The sequence below is a fragment of the Kitasatospora sp. NPDC001159 genome, assembly GCF_053598235.1.
In genome coordinates this window covers 1-23,115 of sequence record NZ_JBSFJV010000090.1, presented here as the reverse complement: position 1 = coordinate 23,115, position 23,115 = coordinate 1, and the positions used below count along the sequence as shown (strand labels likewise).

Annotated in this window: 27 protein-coding genes and 2 pseudogenes; 13 read left to right on the top strand and 16 right to left on the bottom strand. The window is 72.2% G+C overall.

The window, feature by feature from the left end; all coding sequences use genetic code 11:
- Window positions 1-41 precede the first annotated feature (41 nt).
- Window positions 42-857 (bottom strand): ABC transporter ATP-binding protein, encoded by an 816-nt coding sequence (locus ACWC9T_RS32420; RefSeq protein WP_449824622.1) that lies wholly within the window; start codon window positions 855-857, stop codon window positions 42-44.
- A gap of 208 nt (window positions 858-1,065) precedes the next feature.
- Here ACWC9T_RS32420 and ACWC9T_RS32415 point away from each other — a divergent pair, with 208 nt between their 5' ends.
- A complete protein-coding gene (locus tag ACWC9T_RS32415; RefSeq protein WP_449824621.1) occupies window positions 1,066-3,177 on the top strand; it encodes an amino acid adenylation domain-containing protein in 2,112 nt (703 codons plus the stop codon).
- A 7-nt stretch (window positions 3,178-3,184) separates the two neighbouring features.
- Here the strand turns inward: ACWC9T_RS32415 and ACWC9T_RS32410 are convergent, their stop codons facing one another.
- Together ACWC9T_RS32410 and ACWC9T_RS32405 are read right to left on the bottom strand one after the other, a co-directional pair.
- A complete protein-coding gene (locus ACWC9T_RS32410; RefSeq protein WP_449824620.1) occupies window positions 3,185-4,513 on the bottom strand; it encodes a hypothetical protein in 1,329 nt (442 codons plus the stop codon).
- A gap of 25 nt (window positions 4,514-4,538) precedes the next feature.
- Window positions 4,539-4,955: a GNAT family N-acetyltransferase gene (locus tag ACWC9T_RS32405; protein WP_449824619.1), complete on the bottom strand. Its 417-nt coding sequence runs from the start codon at window positions 4,953-4,955 to the stop codon at window positions 4,539-4,541.
- Between the two features lie 157 nt (window positions 4,956-5,112).
- On the opposite strand from ACWC9T_RS32405, the gene ACWC9T_RS32400 reads away from it, so the two are divergent.
- Entirely contained in the window at window positions 5,113-6,705 is a 1,593-nt protein-coding gene (locus tag ACWC9T_RS32400; RefSeq protein ID WP_449824618.1) for a M4 family metallopeptidase, read from the top strand.
- 10 nt (window positions 6,706-6,715) lie between these two features.
- On the opposite strand, the gene ACWC9T_RS32395 is transcribed toward ACWC9T_RS32400, so the two are convergent.
- Window positions 6,716-7,753 carry a hypothetical protein gene (locus tag ACWC9T_RS32395; protein WP_449824617.1) on the bottom strand — a complete coding sequence of 346 codons (1,038 nt, stop codon included), beginning with the start codon at window positions 7,751-7,753 and terminating at the stop codon, window positions 6,716-6,718.
- A gap of 42 nt (window positions 7,754-7,795) precedes the next feature.
- The gene (locus ACWC9T_RS32390; RefSeq protein ID WP_449824630.1) at window positions 7,796-7,930 is read right to left on the bottom strand and encodes a hypothetical protein; all 135 of its coding nucleotides are present in this window, start codon (window positions 7,928-7,930) and stop codon (window positions 7,796-7,798) included.
- Between ACWC9T_RS32390 and ACWC9T_RS32385 the strand changes: the two are divergent.
- Window positions 7,883-7,999 (top strand): annotated as a pseudogene (locus ACWC9T_RS32385) (dihydrofolate reductase family protein); the annotation flags it as partial. The gene ACWC9T_RS32390 and the pseudogene ACWC9T_RS32385 sit on opposite strands and share 48 nt — an antisense overlap.
- A gap of 105 nt (window positions 8,000-8,104) precedes the next feature.
- Here the strand turns inward: ACWC9T_RS32385 and ACWC9T_RS32380 are convergent.
- Together ACWC9T_RS32380 and ACWC9T_RS32375 are read right to left on the bottom strand one after the other, a co-directional pair.
- Window positions 8,105-8,467 carry a hypothetical protein gene (locus tag ACWC9T_RS32380; protein WP_449824629.1) on the bottom strand — a complete coding sequence of 121 codons (363 nt, stop codon included), beginning with the start codon at window positions 8,465-8,467 and terminating at the stop codon, window positions 8,105-8,107.
- Window positions 8,468-8,615: 148 nt separating this feature from the next.
- Entirely contained in the window at window positions 8,616-9,659 is a 1,044-nt protein-coding gene (locus tag ACWC9T_RS32375) for an ArsR family transcriptional regulator (RefSeq protein WP_449824616.1), read from the bottom strand.
- Window positions 9,660-9,732: 73 nt separating this feature from the next.
- Between ACWC9T_RS32375 and ACWC9T_RS32370 the strand changes: the two genes are divergently transcribed.
- The 4 genes from ACWC9T_RS32370 to ACWC9T_RS32355 all read left to right on the top strand — a co-directional run bounded on the left by ACWC9T_RS32370 (window position 9,733) and on the right by ACWC9T_RS32355 (window position 13,385).
- Window positions 9,733-10,641 (top strand): oxidoreductase, encoded by a 909-nt coding sequence (locus ACWC9T_RS32370; protein ID WP_449824615.1) that lies wholly within the window; start codon window positions 9,733-9,735, stop codon window positions 10,639-10,641.
- 66 nt (window positions 10,642-10,707) lie between these two features.
- A complete protein-coding gene (locus ACWC9T_RS32365; protein WP_449824614.1) occupies window positions 10,708-11,334 on the top strand; it encodes a histidine phosphatase family protein in 627 nt (208 codons plus the stop codon).
- A 102-nt stretch (window positions 11,335-11,436) separates the two neighbouring features.
- Window positions 11,437-12,036: an ArsR/SmtB family transcription factor gene (locus ACWC9T_RS32360; RefSeq protein WP_449824613.1), complete on the top strand. Its 600-nt coding sequence runs from the start codon at window positions 11,437-11,439 to the stop codon at window positions 12,034-12,036.
- Complete coding sequence (locus tag ACWC9T_RS32355; RefSeq protein ID WP_449824612.1) at window positions 12,033-13,385, top strand: MFS transporter; 1,353 nt, start codon at window positions 12,033-12,035, stop codon at window positions 13,383-13,385. Before ACWC9T_RS32360 ends, ACWC9T_RS32355 begins: the two co-directional genes overlap by 4 nt.
- 169 nt (window positions 13,386-13,554) lie before the next feature.
- Here the strand turns inward: ACWC9T_RS32355 and ACWC9T_RS32350 are convergent, their stop codons facing one another.
- The 3 genes from ACWC9T_RS32350 to ACWC9T_RS32340 are packed head-to-tail and all read right to left on the bottom strand — an operon-like array spanning window position 13,555 to window position 14,947.
- Window positions 13,555-14,160 (bottom strand): class I SAM-dependent methyltransferase, encoded by a 606-nt coding sequence (locus ACWC9T_RS32350; protein ID WP_449824611.1) that lies wholly within the window; start codon window positions 14,158-14,160, stop codon window positions 13,555-13,557.
- 22 nt (window positions 14,161-14,182) lie between these two features.
- Window positions 14,183-14,677 carry a hypothetical protein gene (locus tag ACWC9T_RS32345; RefSeq protein WP_449824610.1) on the bottom strand — a complete coding sequence of 165 codons (495 nt, stop codon included), beginning with the start codon at window positions 14,675-14,677 and terminating at the stop codon, window positions 14,183-14,185.
- Window positions 14,678-14,716: 39 nt separating this feature from the next.
- Window positions 14,717-14,947, bottom strand: coding sequence for a hypothetical protein (locus tag ACWC9T_RS32340; protein ID WP_355673472.1), 231 nt, complete (start codon window positions 14,945-14,947; stop codon window positions 14,717-14,719).
- A 128-nt stretch (window positions 14,948-15,075) separates the two neighbouring features.
- Between ACWC9T_RS32340 and ACWC9T_RS32335 the strand changes: the two genes are divergently transcribed.
- Window positions 15,076-15,675, top strand: coding sequence for a hypothetical protein (locus ACWC9T_RS32335; RefSeq protein ID WP_449824609.1), 600 nt, complete (start codon window positions 15,076-15,078; stop codon window positions 15,673-15,675).
- An 88-nt stretch (window positions 15,676-15,763) separates the two neighbouring features.
- Here ACWC9T_RS32335 and ACWC9T_RS32330 read toward each other — a convergent pair whose 3' ends face one another.
- Window positions 15,764-16,051: a hypothetical protein gene (locus ACWC9T_RS32330; protein ID WP_449824608.1), complete on the bottom strand. Its 288-nt coding sequence runs from the start codon at window positions 16,049-16,051 to the stop codon at window positions 15,764-15,766.
- 27 nt (window positions 16,052-16,078) lie between these two features.
- A complete protein-coding gene (locus ACWC9T_RS32325; RefSeq protein WP_449824607.1) occupies window positions 16,079-16,390 on the bottom strand; it encodes a hypothetical protein in 312 nt (103 codons plus the stop codon).
- A 44-nt stretch (window positions 16,391-16,434) separates the two neighbouring features.
- On the opposite strand from ACWC9T_RS32325, the gene ACWC9T_RS32320 reads away from it, so the two are divergent.
- On the top strand, window positions 16,435-16,638 hold the full coding sequence (locus tag ACWC9T_RS32320) for a hypothetical protein (protein ID WP_449824606.1): 204 nt from the start codon (window positions 16,435-16,437) through the stop codon (window positions 16,636-16,638).
- Window positions 16,639-16,947: 309 nt separating this feature from the next.
- Here ACWC9T_RS32320 and ACWC9T_RS32315 read toward each other — a convergent pair whose 3' ends face one another.
- On the bottom strand, window positions 16,948-17,505 hold the full coding sequence (locus ACWC9T_RS32315; protein ID WP_449824605.1) for a GNAT family N-acetyltransferase: 558 nt from the start codon (window positions 17,503-17,505) through the stop codon (window positions 16,948-16,950).
- A 353-nt stretch (window positions 17,506-17,858) separates the two neighbouring features.
- Here ACWC9T_RS32315 and ACWC9T_RS32310 point away from each other — a divergent pair, with 353 nt between their 5' ends.
- Window positions 17,859-18,677, top strand: coding sequence for an IS110 family transposase (locus ACWC9T_RS32310; protein WP_449824604.1), 819 nt, complete (start codon window positions 17,859-17,861; stop codon window positions 18,675-18,677).
- Window positions 18,678-18,939: 262 nt separating this feature from the next.
- On the opposite strand, the pseudogene ACWC9T_RS32305 reads toward ACWC9T_RS32310, so the two are convergent.
- A pseudogene (locus ACWC9T_RS32305) lies at window positions 18,940-19,377 on the bottom strand (reverse transcriptase/maturase family protein); the annotation flags it as partial.
- Between the two features lie 69 nt (window positions 19,378-19,446).
- Entirely contained in the window at window positions 19,447-19,905 is a 459-nt protein-coding gene (locus ACWC9T_RS32300; protein ID WP_449824603.1) for a hypothetical protein, read from the bottom strand.
- A 619-nt stretch (window positions 19,906-20,524) separates the two neighbouring features.
- On the opposite strand from ACWC9T_RS32300, the gene ACWC9T_RS32295 reads away from it, so the two are divergent.
- The 3 genes from ACWC9T_RS32295 (at window position 20,525) to ACWC9T_RS32285 (ending at window position 21,727) form a co-directional block, all read left to right on the top strand.
- Complete coding sequence (locus ACWC9T_RS32295; protein WP_354968862.1) at window positions 20,525-20,836, top strand: EthD family reductase; 312 nt, start codon at window positions 20,525-20,527, stop codon at window positions 20,834-20,836.
- Between the two features lie 110 nt (window positions 20,837-20,946).
- Complete coding sequence (locus ACWC9T_RS32290) at window positions 20,947-21,309, top strand: PhzF family phenazine biosynthesis protein (RefSeq protein WP_449824602.1); 363 nt, start codon at window positions 20,947-20,949, stop codon at window positions 21,307-21,309.
- Window positions 21,310-21,553: 244 nt separating this feature from the next.
- Window positions 21,554-21,727: a hypothetical protein gene (locus ACWC9T_RS32285; RefSeq protein ID WP_449824601.1), complete on the top strand. Its 174-nt coding sequence runs from the start codon at window positions 21,554-21,556 to the stop codon at window positions 21,725-21,727.
- A gap of 9 nt (window positions 21,728-21,736) precedes the next feature.
- Here the strand turns inward: ACWC9T_RS32285 and ACWC9T_RS32280 are convergent, their stop codons facing one another.
- Window positions 21,737-22,855, bottom strand: a complete 1,119-nt coding sequence (locus ACWC9T_RS32280) for a DUF4241 domain-containing protein (RefSeq protein WP_449824600.1) — start codon at window positions 22,853-22,855, stop codon at window positions 21,737-21,739.
- Window positions 22,856-23,115: the final 260 nt, after the last annotated feature.

Genomic DNA, 23,115 nt, shown 5'->3' with positions numbered 1-23,115 from the left:
CGTCGCCGCCCGGGCACGCGAGCGATCGCGAGGGCCCGCGGCTACCGCCCGGGCGTGCGGCTGGCGGCGGCGCGGGCCGTCCAGCGGCCCTCGTGGCGGGAGATCCGGATCGGGTGACCGAAGGTCTCGCTGATCAGCTCCGTGGTCATCACCTCGTCCACCGGCCCGGCCGCGACGCACTCGCCCGCGCGCAGCAGCAGGGCGTGGGTGGTGCTCTCCGGCAGCTCCTCCAGGTGGTGGGTGACCAGCACACTGGCCAGTTCCGGGTGCTGGTGACGCAGCAGGTCCAGGCTGTCCAGCAGCAGCTCGCGGGCGGTCAGGTCCAGCCCGGTGGCGGGTTCGTCGAGCAGCAGCAGGCGGGGGCTGGGCATCAGCGCGCGGGCGATCAGGGCCCGGCCGCGCTCGCCCTGGGAGAGGGTGGTCCACGGGGCGTCGGCCATCGCGACCATGCCGAGCGTCTCGATCAGCTGCTCGGCCCGCTCCACCACCTGGGGGAGGGGCTTGCGGTGCCACTCCGGCTCGATGGTGTTGGTGTACCCGGTGAGCACCACCTCGCGCACGGTCAGCGGCGAGCGCAGCGGGTGGCGCGGGTTGACGTGCCCGAGGCGGGCGCGCAGCTCCCGGATGTCCACCCGGCCGAGCCGACGGCCGAGCACGTCCACCGTGCCCCGGGTGGGGTGGGAAACCGCACCGAGGAGGGCGAGCAGGGTGGACTTGCCCGCGCCGTTGGGGCCGAGCAGCGCCCAGTGCTGGCCGGGCTGGATCTCCAGGGTGATCCCGTGCAGCAGGTGGCGGCCGTCGCGCACGACGTCCACGCCGTGGGTGCGCAGCAGCGGGCCGTCGAAGGGCGCGTCCATGGTGCAGATCTCCGATCACGGTGCCGGTTCAGGGGGCGGAGCGGGGCGCCGCACCGGACCGGCCGGCGCCGACCGTCCGTGTGCACAGTACAACCGCCGGCCGGGGCGGACCCCGGACGTCCGAGGAGTGGACTTTCCAGAACCCTGTTGCCCGAGGGGAGTTGGGAGGAGGATTGTGCCTTTCCGAGGGGGACGAGGGGGAGAATCGATGACTGCGGACTCGATGACCACGGACGGCGAACCCACGGCCACGACGGTGCACGAGCTGGTCGAGCGGCAGGCCCGCCGGGCGCCGGAGGCGGTGGCGGTGCTCTGCGGCGACAGCGAGCTGACGTACGGGGAGCTGGACGCGCGGGCCGACCGGCTGGCCGCCCACCTGGCGAGGCGCGGGCTGGCCCCGGGCGGACGGGCGGCGGTCGCGCTGGGCCGGGGCACCGAGGTGTACGTCGCGCTGCTGGCGGTGCTCAAAGCCGGTGCAGCGTTCGTGCCGCTGGAGCCGACCGCGCCCGACGCGCTGCTGCGGCACGTACTGAGTGACTCGGCGCCCGACCTGGTGGTGACCGAGAAGCGCCACCAGGTGCGGCTTGCGGACGCGGGCGGGGCGCAGCTGGTCTGCGTCGACGAACTCGCCCCGGCGCAGCGGGAGTTCGTTCGTCCCGAGATCTCCGCGGGCGACGTCGCCTGCGTCTTCTACACCTCCGGCTCCACCGGCCTGCCCACCGGCGCCCTGGTCGAGCACCGCAACCTGCTGGCCGCGTACGCGGGTTGGCGCGAGGTGTACGCGCTATCGCCCGAGGACCGGATCCTGCAGACGGCGAGCCTGGAGTTCGACGTCTACACCGCCGACTGGGTCCGCGCCCTGGGCACCGGCGCGACCCTGGTGGTCACCCCGTTCAACCTGACCCTGGACCGCACCGCCGACCTGGCTGCCCTGCCCGCCCTGGTGGCGGAGGAGCGGATCACGGTCATGGAGCTGAACGTCCGCACCGCGCGCCGCCTCACCGCCCTGCTGACCGCGACCAACGGCTCGCTGCCCGGGGTGCGGCTGCTCACCGTGGGCGCCGAGAAGTGGTACCTGGACGAGCAGTTGGGCCTGCAGCGCCTGCTCGGTGAGGGCACCCGGGTGCTGAACGTCTACGGTCTGGCGGAGGCCACCGTGGACAGCACCTACTTCGAGGTGCGCGGCGCGGCCGCCGCCGAGGGCGCCGAGCAGGTCTCCCTGGTCGGCCGCCCTTTCCCCGGCACCCGGGTGTACGTCCTGGGGTCGCACGCCACCCCGGTGGCGCCCGGGCGGGTCGGCGAGATCGCGATCGCGGGAAGCGGCCTGAGCCGCGGCTACCTCAACCGGCCGGTGGACACCGCCCGCCGCTTCGTCCGGGCCGACTTCGACCCGGACGGGCGGGTGCTGCTCACCGGGGACCTCGGCCTGCTCCGGGCGGACGGCGTACTGGAGTTCATCGGCCGGGCGTCGACGGTGGTCGGGTCGCTCGGCGCGGACCGGGCGACCTCGGTGGCCACCCGGGTCAAGGCGGCGGCCCGCGCGGAGGGTGCGCTGCGGGCGCACCCGGCGGTGCAGGAGGCGGCCGTGGTCGAGGTGGAGCCGCTGCCCGGACAGCGGCTGATGGTCGGCTACGCGGTGCCCGTGCAGGGAGCCCCGGAGGGGGTGGACGGCTGGTCGCTCACCCAGTACCTGCTGACGGAGCTCAAGGGCTTCTCGGCGCCCGCCGCCGTGATCCCCGTCCCGGAGCTGCCGCGCACCCGGGCAGGCAAGCTGGACCGCTCCAAGCTGCCGTTGCCGGCCCCGCCGGAGCACACCGCGCCGCGCTCCGCGAAGGCGGGCGGCAGCAGGAAGGGTGGCGGCAAGGGCGGGGGCGGGGCGAACAGCACGAACGAGGTGATGGGCTGCCTGGCACTCTTCATCACGGTGGTCACCACCCTCTTCACCCGGGCCACCACCGACGTCTTCTTCCCCGGTTCGACGGACCTCTCGGCGGTGCCCCCCGAGTACCACTTCTGGTTCGGAGTCCTCTACTTCACCGAGTGCGCCGCCTTCGGCGCCGGGTTGGCCTTCCTCTTCCTCGGCCTGCCGGCGGTGCTGCGGCAGGGCCGCTCGCTCCGCCTGTCGCTGCTCACCCACTTCTCGGTGTTCTGGCTGCTCGCCTCCTGGTGGCCGCAGGACAACCTCTACCGGCTGACCGAGGCGACGGACTGGCCGAGCGAGACGGCGATGGTCTACGTCTTCAACATCCCGCTGATGCTGGCCGCGGTGGTGGTCGTGATCTTCCTGCTGAGCAAGCCCCGCCCACGAACTGAGACGTGACGACACGTCAGCGAAGCGCCTCGAACATCCCTGTCAGCGCATGGTTGGCCGCCGCGAGCAGCGCCTGCGCGGCGTCCAGCGCCTCGGCGTCCGGCCCGGCCAGGGCGAGGCCGACGGCGGGCTCCGGGTCGTGGCCCGCCGTCGGAATCAGCGGCAGCAGGGTGACGCCGAGCCGGGCGCAGCGCGGGCGCTGCCGGTCGAGGTGGTCGTGCAGTGCCTCGGGGGCGAGCCGGGCGCCGAGCGGCATCGCGTCCACGGTGCGGACCAGGTGGCCCGGACCCCGCACCCGGTCGAGGCGTTCGCGCAGCATGAAGGCGACCGCGGGGCCGGTGAGCCGCAGGTTGATCTCGGTGGGGGCGAGCCGGCGCTGCCGGTCGGTGACGAAGTCGACGTCGTACCAGCCGCGGTAACCCTCGGCGGCCAGCCGCTCCCCCACCGCGAGGGCGAAGCCGCGGGCCGTCTCGGCGGTGGACCGCGGCACCGCGCCGGGGCCGACGGTGGCGCCCTGGTAGCGGGTGCCGGCCACGTCCATGACGCCCGCGCCGACCGGGTGGACGGTGCCGTCCGGGCCGACCACGGCGTCGTGGGTGAGGTCGCGCAGTCGGGCGGCCGGGCCCGGGTCGATGTACTGCTCCAGCAGCAATTCACCCTGGGGCGGCAGGAGTTCGGAGCGGACCAGGCGGCGCAGCAGGGCGCCGCCACCGCCGGCGGCGAACAGGTCGGCGGGCTCGACCACGATGGTGCCGTAGCCGCCGACGCCGTGCGGGCTCTTCAGCACGGTGGTCAGGCCCCGGGCGGCGCGGGCGGTGAGCCGGCGAGCGGCCCGGCGCCGGCCATCCGGGCGCTCCTGCTCCGGGATGGTGATCCCGGGGTGTTCGGGCGCGAGGGCCGCGAAGAGCTCGTGCGCGGCGGCCTTGGACTCGTAGCGACGGACGGCGGCCAGCTCGGGCCCGTCCTCGTCCGCCACGGTGCGGCCCCAACGGACCACCGGGCGGCCGGAGCCGGCAATCCGCGCGGCAAGTGCGGGCCGGTCGGCGAGCGCCTCGGCCACCGTCCGGCCGCCCGCCATCCCGCTGTGCACCTCGACCGGACCCCAGTCCAACTCCCGGGCCAGCCAGTCGGTCCACTCCCGGTCGAGCTCGGCGGGCAGCACCAGCAGCGCCGGTTCCGGGCTGTAGCAGGCCGCCAGGCAGGCGTAGTGGTGCGCCTGTCGCAGTCGCCGGACGCGCTGGGTCGCGTCCATGCCCGGGGCGAAGAACTGCGCGTTGAAGTCCGCGACGTTGCCGATGTGGACCGCCGCCCGCCCGCCGGTCCAGGCCCCCACCCATCCGTCCATGGGGTGGAAGCCTAGAACGCGCGGGTCACAGTGCCAACAGCCCCGCAGCGGTGGGCTGCAGGCCGCACGCGTCGAGGTAGAAGGCGCGCAGCTGAGGCTCGTAGTCGACGTGCAGCCAGGCGCAGCCGGCCGCGCGGGCGCCGTCGGCGGCCTCGGCGACCAGGCGGGTGGCGATGCCCTGTCGCCGGGCCCGCGGTGAGACGACGGTGTCGAGCAGGAAGGCGTGGGCGCCGCCGTCCCAGGCGAGGTTGACGAAACCGACCAGGGCAGCGTCGGCGACACGGCGGGCGGTGACCCAGCCGAGGCTGTGCCGCTCCAGCCGGGCGAGCCAGCCGCCGGGGTGGACGGGGTGGCCGAAGCCCTCCGCGTGCAGGGTGTCGAGTTCGGGGTCGGTGAGGGCGCCGCGCCACTGGTAGTCGGTCGCCGGATAGTCGATCGTCACGACGGCAGCGTAGAAAGCTTGTTAACTTCCGATCATTTTTGATCTGACTAGGACACAACTTGGCAAAGTTATGACCTTTCCCCTAGCTGAATCTGACTGATCGCCGTCAATCTCGGTCGCAGCTATTTTCCCTGCAGCTACCCCCACTGGAGTCCGAGTGAGCCCCACCTCCTCCTCCCGCCGTGCCCGCACGGCCGGAGCCGTCGCGGTCGTCGCCGCCCTCGCCGCCGTCGCGATCCCCACCACCACGGCCTCCGCCGCCCCCGGCACGCGTGAGGCCGCGATAGCCCAGGCCCGCGCCAACGTCACCCACAACGCGGGGGTGTTCGGCTTCGGCGCCGGCCAGGACCTCGTGCTCAAGGACGTCGTGCTCGACGCCGACGGCGCCTCGCACGTCCGCTTCGACCGCACCTACCGGGGCCTGCCGGTGGTCGGCGGCGACCTGGTCGTCCACCAGGACGCCCGCGGCAGGCTCAAGGACACCTCCCGTGCGGCCGCCCACGACGCCGCCGTGAAGTCCACCGTCCCCAAGGTGCCCGCCCAGTCCGGCGCCGCCGACGCGATCGCCGCCGCCCCCGCCGTCAAGGACGCCGTCAGCACCCCCGAGCTGGTCGTCTGGGCCGCGGACGGCACCCCGCGCCTCGCCTGGCGCACCGTCGTCGAGGGCAGCGGCGAGCACGGGGAACCGGCCGGCAAAGTGGTCGTCACCGACGCCACCACCGGCGCGCAGATCGAGTCCTACGACGCCGAACACCAGGCCTCCGGCACCGGGAACTCGGAGTACACCGGCACGGTCACCGTCGACACCACCCCGGTCAGCGGCGGCTACACCCTCACGGACCCGGTCCGCGGCCACGTCACCAAGGACGCCAACAACCTCTCCGCCAGCTCGGTCAAGGCGACCTCCGGCACCGCCTTCACCAGCACGACCAACGTCTGGGGCGACGGGAGGAAGTTCTCCACCGACCGCGCCACCGCCGCCGTCGACGCCCACGCCAACACCGCCTGGACGTACGACTACTACAAGAACGTGCACGGCCGGAACGGCATCAAGAACGACGGCAAGGGCGCCACGGTCTTCGTCCACGTCGGCACCAACTGGGACAACGCCCAGTGGTCCGACAGCTGCTTCTGCATGATGACCGGCGACGGCAACGGCAGCACCGACCCCGAGCAGGTCGACCTCGACACCATGGGCCACGAGATGACCCACGGCGTCACCAGCGCCACCGCCAACCTGCGCTACAGCGGCGAGTCCGGCGGCCTCAACGAGTCCACCAGCGACATCTTCGGCACCATGGTCGAGTGGTACGCCAACAACAAGATCGACACCGGCGACTACCTGTTCAGTGACCAGTCCACCCCGCCGTGGCTGCGCCGCTTCGACAAGCCCTCGCTGGACGGCCACTCGGCCGACTGCTGGAGCAGCTCGGTAGGCAAGCTCAACGTCCACTACTCCTCGGGCGTCGGCAACCACTGGTTCTACCTGGCCAGCGAGGGCAGCGGCAGCAAGACCGTCAACGGCGTCGCCTACAACAGCCCCACCTGCAACAACTCCACTGTGACCGGCATCGGCAACCAGAAGGTCGCCAAGATCTGGTACCGCGCGCTGACCGTTTACATGACCTCCACGACCACCTACAAGGGCGCCCGCGCGGCCTCGCTCAACGCCGCCCGCGACCTCTACGGCGCCGGCAGCGCCGAGTACGGCGCGGTCGCCGCGGCCTGGAGCGCGGTCGGCGTCAACTGACGCCCCGGGCTCAGCTGTTGAACCCGACGTGGACGTGGTCGTGGTGGGTGTCGTCGGTGAAGAACTGGTTGCCGACACCCTCGATCGCCACCGGCCCGCCCACGTTGTAGGAACCGGCGGCCGCCGCGTCCCGCATGAAGGACTCGACCAGCTGCCGGGACGTGGCCGGGTCCACCACCGGCCGGCCGTCGATCCGCCAGACGTCGAAGGCCCGGCCCAGCGGATGGTCGCTGGGCCGGGTCGTCCCGAAGACGTCCAGCGGGTGTCCGCTGCGCACCACGCTCACCGACAGCGTGTACGGGCCGGCCAGCCGCAGCATCGCCTCCAGCACGCTGTCGTGGACGGCGCCGCTGCGCAGGTCGGCCGCCGCCGCGGGCGGCAACTCGATCCCCGGCTCGGCCAGCACCCGGGCCACCGCCGAGGAGGGCGAGGCCGCCGCCGGACCCGGCTCCCCCGGGTGCAGCGCGGTGACGGCCCAGCGCGGCTCGGCCCGGCTCAGCCGCACGTCCACGGTGGTGCCGCCCTCGGCCACCGAGCCGTCGGAGGCCCTGGTCCACTGACGGCAGACCACCAGCACGCTCGCCGAGTCGGCCAGGATCCCGCCGTACTGGGCGTCGATCACCTCCAGGCTCGCCTCGGCCGCCGCCGGGGCGAGCGGCCCGGCCTGGTCCGCCAGCCCCGGCGGCAGGCCCAGCGCCGCCACCCGGCCCCGGGCCGCCTCCGCGCCCTGCCCGCCGGGCGGCCAGGCCCCGAGCACGGCGACCAGCTCGACGGCGCGGCGCTTGACGTCGGGCTGGATCTCGCCGGGTCCGGGCTGCCAGAGCGGGGGGTTGGGCAGCGGGGTCGGGATTGACGTCGGCGTCCCGGTAACGCTCGGCGTGGGTGCCTCGGCCGACGTGCGCGTTCCGGCCGGCGCCGAGCCCGAACTCGTCGAAGCCTGGGGCTTGCCCCCGCTCGAACACCCCGCCGCACCCAGCAGCACCGCCGCCGCACCCGCCCGCAGCAGTCCGCGCCGACCCGTGCCCCGGCCACCGTCTCCGCTCGTCATGCGGTCAGTATGCGACCGGCGGCCCCGCCGGGGGCGCAGCCATCAGCCCGGACGGCGGATCGGCTCACCCACCCGAAAGGCCGCGATGTCCTCCACCGGCTGAAGGAGGGGCTCGGCGGCGACGGCGAGTTGCAGATCCACCGCAACCGGGCGCTGGCGCGCTCCCTGATGGGTCATGACCCGATCGACGAGTACCACCTGCTGGTCGCGCCGGTGGCACTGGGCGCGGGCGTGCGGCTCTTCCCGGAGGACGGCCGGCCGACCGCCTTCCAGCCGGCGGAGTCGCGGATCACCGGCTCGGGCGCGGCACTGCTGACCTACCGTCCGACCGGCCGGGCCGTCTTGGCGACTTCACGACGAAGTAGGCCGGGGAGACGCAGTAGGCCCGGGGGGACACAGGGACCAGCCCGCCTCGGTCTGCTCGATCCAGTACGGCTCGCCGAGCTTGGTCTTCAGCAGGGTCATCGGGAAGTTCAGTGCCCGCGGGTCGAGCCAGATGCCGTAGACCCTCATCAGGATCGCGAGCGGGTCGTGCACCCCCTCACCCAGCTCGATCAGGCCGCGCAGCAGCTTGGCGTCGGCACGGGTCAGCTGGGCCTCGCGGCCGTCCACCATGGCCAGCTGGGTGTCCAGGTCGAGGACGAGCCGGCCGCCGAAAGCGGTCAGCGAGCCCTGCGGTTCCAGGACGAGGTGCGCCCAGTCGATCCCGCTCATCCCTGTCCCGTCCGATCACCGGGGCCGTCCCGGTCCACGTCCGGCAGCCTAACGGGCGCCGCCGAACTGCGCCCGGGCCTCGTCCCAACCGCCAGCTCCGCGGGCCGGTTGGTGATGATGCCGTCCACGCCGGCGGCCATCGGGTGATTCAGCCGTTCGGAGTCGGGGGAACCAGCGGCGCCAACAGCGCCTCCGCCGAGGCCGTCCGGGCGTACAGCACCCAGCGCCCGGCGCGGTGGGCACTCACCAGGCGCGCGTCGCGCAGCGCCGCCAGGTACTGCGAGACGGCCGAGGGCGACAGGCCCGTGCGCCGGGCCAGCTCGGTGGTGGAGGCCGGGACGGCCAGCTCGGACAGCAGCAGGGCGCGGGAGCGGCCGAGCACCCCCGCCAGCGCCTCGGTGCCGGGCGTCGGCGCGACGGCCGCCCAGAGGCCGCCGATCCCGCGCGCCGGGTAGGCGAGCTGCGGCGGGTCCGGCGGAGCTGACGGGTGCTGTGGGCCTGACGAGTCCGGCCGACCGAGCCGGGTGTACAGGCCCGGACCGGTGAAGGCCGACGGGATCAGCAGCAGGCCCGCCCCCGCCGTCCGACGCGGCAGCGGGCGGGTGCGGTGGCGCAGTCGCAGGGTGTCCTCCGTCCAGCGCAGCTCCGCGTGCAGGTCGTTCAGCACCCGCGCGGCGCCGTGCTCGGCGGCCTGCCGGGCCCGGTGCAGCACATCCGCGTCCAGCACGGCCCGGATCCTCGCCCAGTACGGCGCGAGCGCCAGCTCCCAGTACGCCTCGACCGCCTCGGTCAGCCGGGCCAGCCCGGCCGCCGGATCCGCGTGCAGCGCCCGCAGCCGGGGCCCGAGCTGGCCCTGCTCCTCCGCCAGCCGGTCGAGGTCGCGCCGCACCTGCCCCACCGGGGCGGCCCGGATCGCGGCGAGCTCCTCGGCCAGGGTGGGCGCGGGTCCGGCCGGAGCCGGGTTGACGAAGTCGGGCACATAGCCGGCCGGCGGTACCAGCTCGGCGAGCAGACCGTACACCGGACCGAGCGCCGCCAGCCGGGGCCGCACCTGCTGCGCCCACGGCCGGTGGACGGCGTGCGGGAGGCCGGAGCGCAGCAGACGCAGGCTCGGGCCGACCTCCCACATCGGCGAGACCGCGAACCGCATCCGCGCCAGGTCACCCGCCGTGAACAGCAGCTCGGCCGCCAACGCCCACCCCCGTGGATTCGCACATTCTCGAATCAGTGGTGATCAGGCTAGTGCAGTCACGATCATGACTGGCATGACTTCCGACACCACTGTGACCGCCACCGCTTCCGGCACCTGGGCCCTCGGCGACCGCACCGTCCACCGGATCGGCTTCGGCTCGATGCGCCTGCCGCAGACCGGCCGCGCGCTCGTGCCCGACGCCGTGCCGCGCGACCGCTACCAGGCCCTGCGAGTGCTGCGCCGCGCCGTCGAACTGGGCGTCAACCACATCGACACCGCTGCCTTCTACTTCTCCCCGCTGCGCTCCGCCAACGAGCTGATCAACCGGGCACTCGCGCCGTACTCCGACGACCTGGTGATCGCCACCAAGGTCGGCCCTGCCCGCGACCTCGACGGCCGGTGGGCCGAACACGCCCGCACCCCCGAACGGCTGCGCGCCCAGGTCGAGCAGAACCTGCGCCAACTCGGCCGCGACCACCTCGACCTGGTCAACCTGCGCATCCTCGGCACCGACTCGGTCGCCGAACGCTTCAGTGCCCTCGCCGAGTTGCGCCAGGAAGGACTGATCCGCCACCTCGGCCTGTCCAACATCCACCCGCACCAACTCACCGAGGCCCAGGCCATCGCCCCCGTGGTCTGCGTCCAGAACCCGTACGGCATCGGCGCCTCGGCCGAACAGGACGAGCTGCTGCGACTCTGCGGCGACCAGGGCATCGCCTTCGTCCCCTTCTACGCCATCGCCGGCGCCGCGCGGGAGGGCGGCGCCGGCGAGACCGAAGCCGCCCAGGTCCAGGCGGTCGCCCGGGCCCGCGGAATCAGCACCGCCCAGGTCCGGATCGCCTGGACCCTGCACCGCGGCCCGCACGTCCTCGCCATCCCCGGCACCGGCGACGTGGCCCACCTCGAGGACAACATCGCCGCCGGCGCCCTCCAACTGACCTCCGAGGAACTCGCCCTGCTGGACGAGGCCCACACCGGCTGACCGGAACCATCACCGCCCCGCCTGCGTCGCTCCGTCACATCACCCTTCCCTGAGGAGCCCCGCAGCATGACCGACACCGCCACCCGCTACCTCTACCTCGCCCGCCACGGCGAGGCCGCCACGGAGGACAGCGGCCTCACCGCCGCCGGCCGCCGCCAGGCCGTCCTCCTCGGACGGCGGCTGGCCGACCGGCCCATCACCGCGGTGCACCACGGCCCGCTGCCTCGGGCTGCGCAGACCGCACGGCTGATCGGCGAGCAACTGGGCGGCGGGGTGGCGGTGTCGGCCTGCGCGGAGGCCGGGGACTACGTTCCGTACCTGCCGCCGCGCGACGAACTGCCCGAGGACAGCGCCGAGTTCCTGCTGCGCTTCCTCTCCGACACCACGGCGGAGGAGGCCGCGGACGGCCAGGACCTGGCCCGCCGGGCCGTCGCCCGGTTCACCGGCCCGGCGGCGGGAACGGAGGAGCGCCACGAACTGGTCGTCACCCACGCCTTCCTGGTCGGCTGGCTGATCCGCCACACCGTCGACGCCCCCACCTGGCGCTGGCTCGGCCTCACCGCCGCCAACGCCGCCCTGACCGTCCTCCGCTTCGCCCCCGGCCGCCCGTCCGCGGTACTGCTGCTCAACGACCAGGGCCACCTGCCGGAGGAACTGCGCTGGACGGGCTTCCCGCCCGAGCTGCGGATCTGAGGGCCCGAGGATCGGAGAGTCCAAGAGCCAACCGCCCAGCACCGACATCGGGCAATGTGTGAGAGTTGACTCTCACGCTTTGTGAGAGAATACTCTCACAACATGGAGCATGGGAATCGCCTGGGCGATATCGAGATCACTGACCCGAAGGCCATGCGAGCGTTGGCGCATCCAGTACGGCTTGCGATCCTCGAGCGTCTGCAACGGCACGGGCCGGCGACGGCGACGCAGTTGTCACCGGATGTCGGAGCCACCCCGTCCGTGACCAGCTGGCACCTGCGCCACCTGGCGGGCTTCGGGCTGGTCCGCGACGCCGAGGCCGGAACGGACCGCCGGGAGCGGCGGTGGGAGGCTGTGGCACGGGGTTTCCGATTCGAGATGCCGGAGGACGAAGAGGGCCAGTCCGCCGCACGGGTGCTGTCCCGGGAGATGTTCGCCCGCTCCGCCGACCTCCCGCAGCGGTGGGTGACCGAGACCGAACCCGAACTCGATCAGGTGTGGCGCAAGCCCGCAGGAGTGGCGAACACCCGCGTCGTGGTGTCCCCCGAGGAACTCGCGGCCATCGAGGACGCGATCGAAAGCGTCCTCGCGCCCTATGTGACGCGCGACCCGGCGCAGCGGCCGAGCGGCAGCCGTGGCGTCCGGCTGCTGCGTTACGTCCTGCCGGAGGCCGCCGAGGAGCGGAAGGGCGACACGGCATGAACTCCCCACAGGACACGGCCCCCTCGATATCACTGTGGCGGGATCGGCGCTTCGTCCGCTTCTGGGCCGGGCAGTCGGTTTCGCAGTTCGGCGACCGGATCTCCGAGCTGGCGTTACCCCTGATCGCCGCGGCGGCGCTGCACGCCTCGGCCAGTCAGGTCGCATGGCTGACCGCGCTTGCCTGGGCCCCGAATCTTCTCGCCATCGTGCTGGGCGCCTGGGTCGACCAGCGCGTCCACAAGCGCCGTCTGATGATCCTCGCCGATCTGATACGCGCGTGCGTGCTACTCACCCTGCCCGCCGTATACCTGTTGGGCACGGTGACGCTTCTCCAGTTGTACGTCATGGCGCTGCTGACGGGCGCCGCGGCGGTGCTGTTCAACACCGCCTATCCGCCCTTCTTCGCCCACCTCGTGCCACGCTCGTCCTACGTCGACGCGAACAGCAAGCTCAGCGCCAGCCGATCCGCTTCCTTCGTCGTCGGCCCTGCCGTGGGCGGTGCTCTCGTTCAGGTCCTGACCGCGCCCGTCGCTGTGATCGCCGATGCCCTGTCCTTCCTGGCCTCGGCCGCTCTGCTCGGGCCGATCCGGGTCGACGAACCAGCCATCGCCGCCGGGGAGACGGCAGGGCCTTCGCTGCTGCGGCGGGCCGGAGAGGGGCTGGTCTTCGTCGTTCGTCACCCGGTACTGCGGGCGAGCCTCGGCTGCGCGACGACCCTCAACTTCTTCACCTTCGTGTCGAGCACCGGCTTGACCGTTCTGTTCGCCGTCCAGGTGCTCGGCCTTTCCGCGGGAACCATCGGGCTGGCATTCGGCATAGGATCAACCGGAGCTCTCGCGGGCGCGGTGATAGCCCCGAAGATCTCCCGATGGATCGGCGTGGGACGCAGCATCGCAGCAGGCGCCGTACTCTTCCCGGCCCCCATCGCAATCGCCGCCACCGCGAGCGGTCCCACATGGGCCCGCGCAGGGGCCCTGGGCCTTGCACAGTTCCTCGCCGGAATCGGCGTGATGCTGTTCGATGTCAACCTCAACTCCCTGCAAGCCGCGGTGACACCCGACGGCATGCGCAGTCGCGTGGCCGGCGCCTACAGCACGGTGAACTACGGCATACGCCCCCTCGGCGCCGTCGTCGGAGGCATGCTCGCCACCCTCGTCGGACTCAGGAGCACCCTGATCACGTCCGCCGTCGGAGGAGCACTGTCGCTGCTCTGGCTGCTCCCCTCACCGATACCACGCATCCGCTCCCTGGCTCCGGACGATCCACTCGCCGACGGTGGCACCGAGGCAGACAGCCGAAGCCGCGGAACTCCCGATCCCGTCTCGGACCGGGGAAGTCCCGGCGCTTGAACCGCTCCTGGACCTCCTCCGCGGCCTGGTGGGAGCCCGGGCATCCCCCCCGATACCTCGTTGCGGACGCCCTCGTTCGGACTCGGCACGAGGAACTCCTCCGCAGCGGAGACGTGTTGGTCTGCGCGCCGCCGAAGCCACCGGACCCCCGGAACCGAGGACAGGAAGACTACCGCCCCCGCTCGAAGACCAGCTCCGTCCACCGAACGCCCTCGCGTCCGTGCAGGTCCGGGCGACCGCCCTGGTGCAGCAGGTGCAGGCCGCGCGCCGCCGCGAGGGCGATGGTGTGCTCGGGCGGTAGGTCGAACATGCGGCGCCCGGGCGGGACGGGCCCGTGGCGGAGGGTGAGGGCGACGCGGCCGCCGGGGGCCAGCAGGCGGGCCAGGGCGTCCATCGCGGGCGGGCATTCGGCCGGCGCGAGGTGCATCCAGACGGCGGTGAGCAGCACGAGGTCGTAACGCCCGCCTTCGGCGCCCAGCAGGGGGAGCGTAGGCAGCGCGTCCGCCACCCACCGCACGCCCGACCCGGCGTGCAACCGCTTCCCCACGGCCCGCAGTTCGGGCGTCGGCTCGGCCGCCACCACCCGGTGGCCGAGGGCGGCGAGGGCGGCTGCGTCACGTCCCGTGCCCGCGCCGATGTCGAGGACGACGGCGGGCGGGGCCGGGTAGAGGTGCAGCAGCGAGCGGTGGACCTCGGCGAAGGTCACACCCTCGTACTGGACGGCGAGTTGCTCCGCCGCCTCGCCGTACCCGGCTGTGCTCGCCGGCCTGGTCATGCGCCCGCCTCGTTGTGCTCGCTCACTCGGCCTCCCGGACGACCACCGCGTCGCCGGCCGCTGCCGCGCCCGCGAAGAAGTCCCGCAGTTCGCGCAGGTCGCCGACCACCCGTGCCGCCCAGGACTCGGACCAGGGCGTCGGGTAGTCGAGCTTCGCGACCGTACGGGCGAGCACGGTGTCCTGCTGGCGCACGAGTTCGCCGAGCGCCGAGTCGCGCAGGAACAGGGAGGCGGCCGCGACCTGCTCGGGGCGCAGCACCGGCATGTCGGTGCCGGGCTCCCGGCGCGTGCCGCCGTACACGGGCAGCCGGGCGGCCGGGTCGGGGTGCAGGCCGTTCTCGGTGAGCGCGAGCTCCATCAGGACGGCCGTCTGCCGGACGCCGAGGGCGAGTCCGGCGGCGGCGAGCCGGTCGTACCGCACGTCGCGATGGCGCGGCACCAGCTCGCCGAGTTGCTCCGGCGAGCAGGTGTCCACGGCCTGCCCGGGCAAGCGGCGCCAGAAGTGATCCACGCTCACCCGGAAAGCGTAGCGAACGGGCGCTCGGTGATCACTGGCTCAGGCCTCACCGGGGTGCCAGGCCGGCCATTCCCAGGGACGGTCGGCCCAGTGCACCTTGACCGGATCCCGCGGGTCGAGGCCGGGGAAGAGCTGGTGGATGCGGGGTTCGAACTCCTCGGGGGCGAGCGGCTCCCAGCCGTGGCCCTCGAAGTGGACGAGTCGGTAGCGGCTGTCGGTCCGGAACTCGGCCACCTCGACCAGGGGTGCGGTCGTGCTGTTGGTCTCCATGACCCCCAGCATGTGGCTCGGTGGCAATCAGCGCCCCTTCAGACCCCTCTTCCGGGTCATGTCCCGGCGTCGGCGCACTCGTTGAGCACGGCAACGTACGACGGGGGGAACGCTGGAAGGACGAGGACATGACTGGGCAGCCCACCGGAGAGCAGTGGCAGTGGCCTTCGAACGCCTGGCAGCCGCCTCCGGTCCCCGCTCCTCCCCCGCCGGGCGTGCCCTTCGCGCCCGTGCCGGAGCCGCCGCCGCGCCGTTCCCGGAAGGTGTGGGCGGCCGCGGCGGGCGGGACGCTCGCGGTGCTGGCCGCCGTCCTGGTGATGTGCGGGCCGGGCTCGGACGACGACGTCCGCGCGGTGGCCCTGCCGGGTGCCTCGCCTTCCACCGCCACCCCGTCGGGCCTGCCGCCGGTCTCCCCACCGGCCGCGGCGCCCGCGCCCTCGCCGCTGCCGTCGCCCGGCCCGGAGATCGCCCAGCTGGGCGGCGCGGGCGAGCCGACGGTCCAGACGGCGGCCCCGGAGCCGTCCGACGCCCAGCACCCCACGGCCGGTGCCCGTCCGAAGCCCGGCCATACCCCGCACCCGCGCCCCTCCACCCGCCCCGCCCCGCCGACCCCGGGCGCCTCGGTCCCCACCTTCGGCCCGGGCACCATCTGTGACCGGGCCGAACGCATCGGCCGCTGGCCCACCGGCTCCGAACAGGCCCGTCTCTGCCGCAGCATCTACGGCTGAGCTCCCCCGCCCCTGAGCGGGGTGCCATGACCGGCCACTGGTCGGGCCGCCGGAGCCCGCGCCCCGGCGGCCCGGCGGCTCGACCGAATCACGGCGCGCCCAGCAGCCCCTTGTCCAGCCGCGGTGCCAGCACCTGCGCCAGGGTGTCGGTGATGTGCCGCGGGAAGTCCTCGCGGGCGCGGGCCAGCGAGGGGGTGAGGCCGAGTACCCGGGTGCCGGAGGCGAGCAGGGTGGGTCCGTCGGAGGCCCCGGCCGGTGCGACGGCGCGGCTGGAGGGGGTGCCGCCGAGGGTGAGGGCGGCGATCAGCGGGATGACCAGGGCGCTGGCGCCGACCGCGAGGCCGCGCCGTGGTGCCGGGCTGCTGCCGTACCGCAACGGCTGTTCGACCAGTCGCAGGGTGAGTCAGGCGGGCAGGGTGCTGGCCGCGGTGAGCGCGACCAGCGTGGTCCACGGCAGCGCGCCGAACCGGGCCTGGGCGATGGTCAGCACCGGCCAGTGCCACACGTACCAGGCGTACGAGAGGCGCCCGGCGGCACGCAGCGGCCGGCTGCCGAGCAGTCCGCCGACGACCCGGTCGGACGGGCCGGCGAGCAGTACGGCGGCTGTTCCGAGCACGGGCAGCAGCGCGGCCGCACCGGGGAACGGCGTGTCGCGGTCGTACAGGAGGACCGGCGCGAGCACGGCCGCCAGCCCCGCCCGTCCGAGCAGCAGCACCCCCACAGCAGGGAGAACTGGTTCTCCACGCCCAGTGACCAGAAGTGCTGGAGCGGGCTGGGGCCGCGTTCGGCGGCCAGGTACTCGGTCTGCTGGCCGACGAAGCGCCAGTTGGCGAACTGCCCGGCGGCGGCGATCAGGTCGCGGGCGAGGTCGGTGCCGTGCAGCGGGTCGAGCAGCGCACCGCCGGCGGCGGCGGTGGCGACCAGGACGGTGGCGGCTGCGGGCAGGGGCCGAAGTACCAGTAGAGCTCCTCGTCGTCGGGTGGACTCGGTAGGCGGAGGTCGGGGTCCGCGGGCCTCCGGTGCGGACCGGTGTCGGGTGCGGGCATGGCGGTGCCATGGAGGACGGGCATGCGGAATGGCCCCCTGGGCATCGGACGGAACCTTGCCGTGCGCCCCCAGCCTCTCACATTGGCCTGGACCAATCATGAACGAGGCGTGACATCTCCGCATCACCCCAGCTCAGCGAGTTGGCGACCCGCCAGTCGGACATCCGGCCATCAAACGATCAACAAATGAGCTCCCTCGACCACCCTCCACGCGTCTCCGACCACCTCAGACCGCCTTCAGCTCCTTGGTCAGCTGCTCGAAGCGGAGGTCCGGCCGGAGCGGGATGCCGAAGCGCTCGTCCCCGTACGGGAACGGGCTGTAGACGCCGGTGCGGCGGAATCCGCGCCGCTCGTACCAGGCGATCAGCTCGCTGCGCTGCTCGACCACCTTCATCTCCAGCAGCCCGACGCCCCACTCCTCCCGGGCCACCCGCTCCGCCTCGGCCAACACCACCCGGCCGATCCCGCCGCCCTGCAGGGTGGGGCGCACCGAGAACATGCCGAAGTAGGCGCGGTCCGAGCGCCGTTCCAGCTGGCAGCAGGCGACCAGTTCGCCGTCGCGCTCGACCAGCAGCACCACGCCGTCCGGGTCCTGGACCGCCTCGGCGACGCCCTCGGGGTCGGTGCGCTGCCCGTCCAGCAGGTCCGCCTCGGTGGTCCAGCCGGCCTTGCTGGCCTCCCCCCGATAGGCGGACTCGACCAGCTCGACCAGCGCCGGGACGTCGGCGAGGGTCGCAACACGGAAGACGGGCTCCCCGACGGGGCGCGTGACGGTCTCGGACATGGCTGTTCCTCTCCACGGAAAAGTCGACTCCCCGGGCATGGTGCCACAGCACCCTCGGCACACGGATCGGGCACCCGCGCCGGGCAATGGCGCCCCGCGCCAAGTGACACGGGATCTGGCGCTCCCTAATAGGACCTACCGAGGCTCCATCCGGCAGACTCGGTGCCCGGTAGCCGCCGGCAGGTGAGCACTCTCTTTTCCCTGGACTTCGAGTCCTGTTGACAGATCGTGCCCCTGCCGGTCGGCCCGGAGCGAAATCGCTGATGGGATGTCGTGCCCGCCCGGTTGCGGCGTGAGCACAGCCTTATTAGGTCGCTGATGGTTCTCCTGCGGGCTACTGCCGATCGAGGTCATTGACGGAGGACAAGTTGCTGTTCGTTGGGGATGACTGGGCCCAGGACCACCACGACGTCGAGTTGGTGGACGCCACGGGCCGCCGGCTGTCCAAGGCTCGGCTGCCGGAGGGCGTGGCAGGGATTGAGCGATTGCACGCGATGATCGGTGCCGAGCTCGGGGAGGACAGCAAGGCCGAGGTGGTGATCGGGATCGAGACCGATCGCGGCCCGTGGGTGCAGGCGCTGATCGCCGCCGGCTACACGGTGTACGCGGTCAACCCGCTGCAGGCATCCCGGTACCGGGAGCGCCTGGCGGTGTCGGGAGCCAAGAGTGACGCGGCCGACGCACACATGCTCGCCGACATGGTGCGCACCGATTCCCACCAGCTCCGCCCGATATCCGGGGACACCGCCGACGCCGAGGCGGTCAAGGTCGTGACGCGCGCACATAAGACCCTGATCTGGGAACGGACCCGCACCACGCAGCGGCTGCGGCACGCCTTGCTCGACTACTTCCCCGCCGCTCTGGAGGCGTTCGATGACCTGGACGCCCCTGACACCCTGGAGCTGCTGGCCAAGGCACCCGATCCGGCGGCTGCGGCGAAGCTGACGACCACGCAGATAGGTGCGGCCCTCAAGCGCGCCCGCCGGCGCAACATCCCCGACAAGGCCGCCAAGATCCAAGCTGTGCTTCGGGCCGAGCACCTGGGCCAGCCTGCTCGTCACAGCGGGCGGTCCGGGCGCCAAGAGCGACTACAACCGGTTGAAGCGGACCGCGCCGCGGCCGTCGTAGACCAACTATCGGCTGCAGATCGATCATCTGCGCTGGGTCGATAGCCTCGGTGACGCGCGGGCCTGGTGGGAGGGGATCGCCCCGTCGAAGATCGCCGACTTCGCCGGGGAGGGCGAGGCGGGCGATGCCGCGGCGCTGGGCGACTACGGGGCCGCGAAACGCATCGCGATCTTGGCGGCGATGGTCTACGCCGCGCAGCAGCGGGGTGAGCACGACGCGGCGACCGTCGCCCCGGGTCTTCGCCTGGATGTGGAAGCCGAGGAAGACGAAGCCGTCGTCTATGTGGGTGATGTGGGTCTTCTCCTCCGAGAGGGTCATCTTCAGCCTGTCGGCCAGCAGTATGCCGATCTCTGTCTTGATCGCTTCCGCGTCCTCCCTCGTGCCGTGCACGAGCACGACGAAGTCATCCGCGTATCGGACCAGCCGGAAGTTCGGCAGTCCCCGTCGGCGCCGGTGTTGCCGACGCCAGGCCGGGGACATCTCCTCGTCCCAGATCCGGGCGAAGTGCCGGTCCAGGACGGAGAGGTAGATGTTGGCCAGCAGCGGGGAGGCGACCCCGCCCTGCGGAGTCCCGGTGAGGGTCTCCGCGAGCCCACCGTGCAGTTCGACAACCCCGGCCCGCAGGAATGCGCTGACCAGTCGCAGGACCCCTTGCGGTCCTTGATGCACTCGGCCACCAGGTCCATCAGGACGTGGTGATCGACGTTGTCGAAGCAGGCCTTGATATCGCCCTCGATGACCCATTCGTAGTTCGACGGCCTGCTGGTGAGGTGGTGGATCTCGGCGATGGCATCCTGGGCCCGACGTCCTGGCCTACCCGTAGCCGGACGGGTAGAAATCGGCTTCGAAGATCGGTTCCAGGACCAGCTTGAGCGCCATCTGCGCGACCCGGTCGCGCAGAGTCGGAATCCCCAGGTAACGAACCTTGCCGTTCTTCTTGGGGATCACCGCCTGCTTGACCGGAAGCGCTTGGAACGTCCCGTCCCTGAGCGAGGAGCGAAGCTCCTCCAGGAACGGGATCACTCCCAGGCGTTCCTCGACGCGGTAGCGGGTGACCGCGTCCACGCCCGCTGTCCTGGCACCCCGGTTGCCGGACACCCGCTCCCAGGCCACCAACAGCGTGGCCCGGTCGCAGATCAAGTTGAATACGTCAGCGAACCGGCGATCCGGATCGCTCCTTGCCCATCGGTGCAGCTTGAGCTGATGATCGAGTACCCGCCGCTCGGCCGCGAAGATGCTCGGCCACGACTGCGGCGGCGCGTCGTTGTTCAACAACGTCCCTCCCCGACAGCACCCCTGCTGCCATCACGCTGTCGCCCTTTCCCATGCGGACGGCTTTCCCGTCCTCGGAGTACTACGGCGACTCCGCCACGACCCGGCATCATCGGCGAGCGTCGCGCCTGCCCGCCGCCCGGCCGGCTGCCGGGCGGGGAGGGCGATGCCAAGTCGCTTCCCACGTTCACTGAGGATCTCTGCGACGGCTTCGGTGCCCAGCTTTACCCCGGCGGCATCGCCACGGACCGCACATCGCAGTCTTGGTCCGGGCCTCCCGGCGCCCACGGGATAGAGGCGACAGGAGAGGAGAGGTCACCGGATAGAGAACTCTCCAGCACCGCGGCGCGGCCCATCCACCAGGTTCGGCAGGCCGCTGACGACTCACGGGGCTTCAACCACTGGTTCAGTTTCCTTACACCCATTCCGTCTTCGCTTGCGGGCACGGACCGTCTGGTGGTCTCGACCAAGCCCTACTAGCAACACGGCCCCTTCCGGAGCCGATGACAGTGCATCGGATCTTGAGGCGATCCGAACCGTTCCGTGTCGTCCCTGGTTCTTAGCAGGAGCTCCCAGGTCACCCGGAGTGTTATGGTCTAGTCTCTGGACGGAGGTCGTCATGCATAAGTTGGTGGTCCTATATTCCAAGCCCGCCGACCCTGACCACTTCCGCGACTACTACGTGACCAACCACCTTCCACTGGTCATGAATCTGCCCGGCCTGCTTGCGTGGCGCTACAGCTTCGACGTGGCGGCGACCAAGGGAGAAGCGCCGTATTTCGCGGTCTTCGAAGGCGACTTCGCTGACGCCGCCGCCATGGCCGCGGCGCGGGCGTCGCCGCAAGGCCAGCGGGTGGCCGCCGATGTCGCCAACTACGCCACCGGCGGTGCGGTCATCATCCACTATCCGGTGCAGGACGGCACCGGCTGAGGCAGGACGGTACGCTCCGGGACGCGTTCGGTCGGCCGTTGCGGCCAGGTCCGGCTATCGGCGGAACGTCGTTCGCGGTTGCCGGTTCGTTGAGCGTCAAAGGTGGGCCGATGTCCTGGCCGGATGTCACGGTGGTTGATGCAGGCGTGCGGCGCGACGGCCGGGGCGGCAGCCCCATGGCCGTCACCGACGACGACCCGGCGGCGACGGACGCGGACCGGCGTGCGGTCGCTGCTGCGGCCGGCACCTCGCACGCGGCGTTCCTCGGCCCGGGGCGGACGCCGGACGGTGGCTGGCCGGTCCGATTCTTCACCGCCACCGTCGAACTGTCCGGCTGCGGCCACGGCACCGTTGCCGCGCAGGCCGTCCGGTTGACCCGCACCGCGCTGGGCGAGCTGAACGACCGCCAACACACCAGCGGGCGCACGTTCGACACCGTCGCGATCCGCCGCCCCGCCGGCATCGAGGTGTGATTCGACCAGGGCCTCGTCGCGCTGCGTCACCCGGCACCGGACGAGCGCGCCGCGATCGTCGCCGCGCTCGGGCTCACCGCGGACGATCCGCATCCGACCGACGCGCCACGGATCGCCGCGCCCGGCGCACCACGACCCGGGTCGGCGGGTTAGCGGTGGTCCGCGACGGACACCGAGGCGACAACTAGACCGTCCTCTTCTGCGATCCGCGCATGGGGCCGGGGCTGTCCGCTGCGGTCAAGCGTTGGCACCCGGTGGCGGCCGTAAGAAGCAACGGGCCCGCGGCATCGAATTCAATGCCGCCCTGCGCCAACTCGCCAACCGGCTCGTCGGCATCCTGCACGGCTGTATCAAGACCGGCACGATGTACGACGAGGCGACCGCCTGGTCGGATCGGGGCCACGTACTCGCAGCTTGATGCCCCGGCTCATGGGGTCAACGGTTCCAGACAGCCGACTTCGAAGCTGTCCGCCACTACGACCGCCGTGACGTCACCTGTGTCGTCGCGTCCCACCCAGACCGGGTAGACGCCGTCTCCGCCCAACATGAAGGTGACCAGCTCGGCCCCGGTAGCGTCGTCGGTCACCTTGCTGTAGCCGTCTTCGGTGTCGTGGACGCCTTCGCCGCCGCCGGAGGTGAGGGCCCGCATGTAGCGGCGGCCCAGTTCGGTTCGCGCGGTGGAGTCGACGAAACAGCCCGTGGCGGAGTCGACGCCGAAGCCGAAGTACTGCCCGTCACGCAGCAGCCTCACGTCCTTGCCTGGCGGGACTGCCATCGTCCACCGGGTAGTCGGCTCCTGGCTCACCAGCAGACGCACGGCATACGTGTCGCGGGCGGTGAAGCGGTCGCCGAACATTTCGTCCTCGTAGCTGGCGCCGGTTTCCTGCACCGGGTAGACACCGGGCGGAACTTCGATCACCAGCAGGTCACCCTCCGTGCCGGTGGGCAGGTACGAGGGGTCGCAGACCACCAGCTGCCCTGTCGGCACGGCGATCTCGGTCACCGTTCTCACCGGCTCGATGGTGAGCGGCTCCGACCGATGCGGATGCGTGAACTTGAAGTTGGGGGTGAACAACTCCTCGGGCCAGGGCGCGGCCGCCGGCACCGGCGGCCGCCAGCCGAAAGGCTCCGCAGCACCAGTCGCCGGCCGCATTGCGATGTCCGCAGTCTCCTCCACGAGCTTGAACGTTCCCTGTAGCCCGAACTGGGGTGCCGCCAACAGGCTTTCCCAGCGCCCGAATTCCGGGACCGGCAGCCACCACTGGTCACACGGCAGGTCGACCAGCGTATGCCTCGATCCGCCGCGCCGCCCGCGTGGGTACACGCCCTGACTGTTCTTCCCGTCCGGGTACAGATCGATGGTCCGCCTCAATGCCTCGTCCGAGAGCTCAGGGAGATCCGCCTGCTCGTATCGCCACTCGCCCAGGTGACGCAGGAACAGCCGGCTCGGCTCCAGCCTGCGTAGGTCGGCTTCGAACACGCGGCGGCCCAAGCCGTCGAACCGCCACAGACCCAGGTAGTGCTCACTCCAGGCGACATGCAGCACAGCAACGGGGAGCTCGTGCCCAGGGATCGACTGGTCAGCTGCACGCGCCGACCCCGCTGCAGTGGGACTCCACTCCGCCCGCGCCGTCGGCACCGATCGTGACCGGAGCCAGGGCGCCGAGGACGACGCCCCTCCTCGCCGCACCCAATCATGGCTCCCCAAAGACAGTAGGCCGCCCCGAAGGTCGCCTGCCTTCCGGCCGTCGGAAGCGAGGCGGCGCAGGTACTACTGGACGGATCGTCCATCGAGGGGAAGTGTCA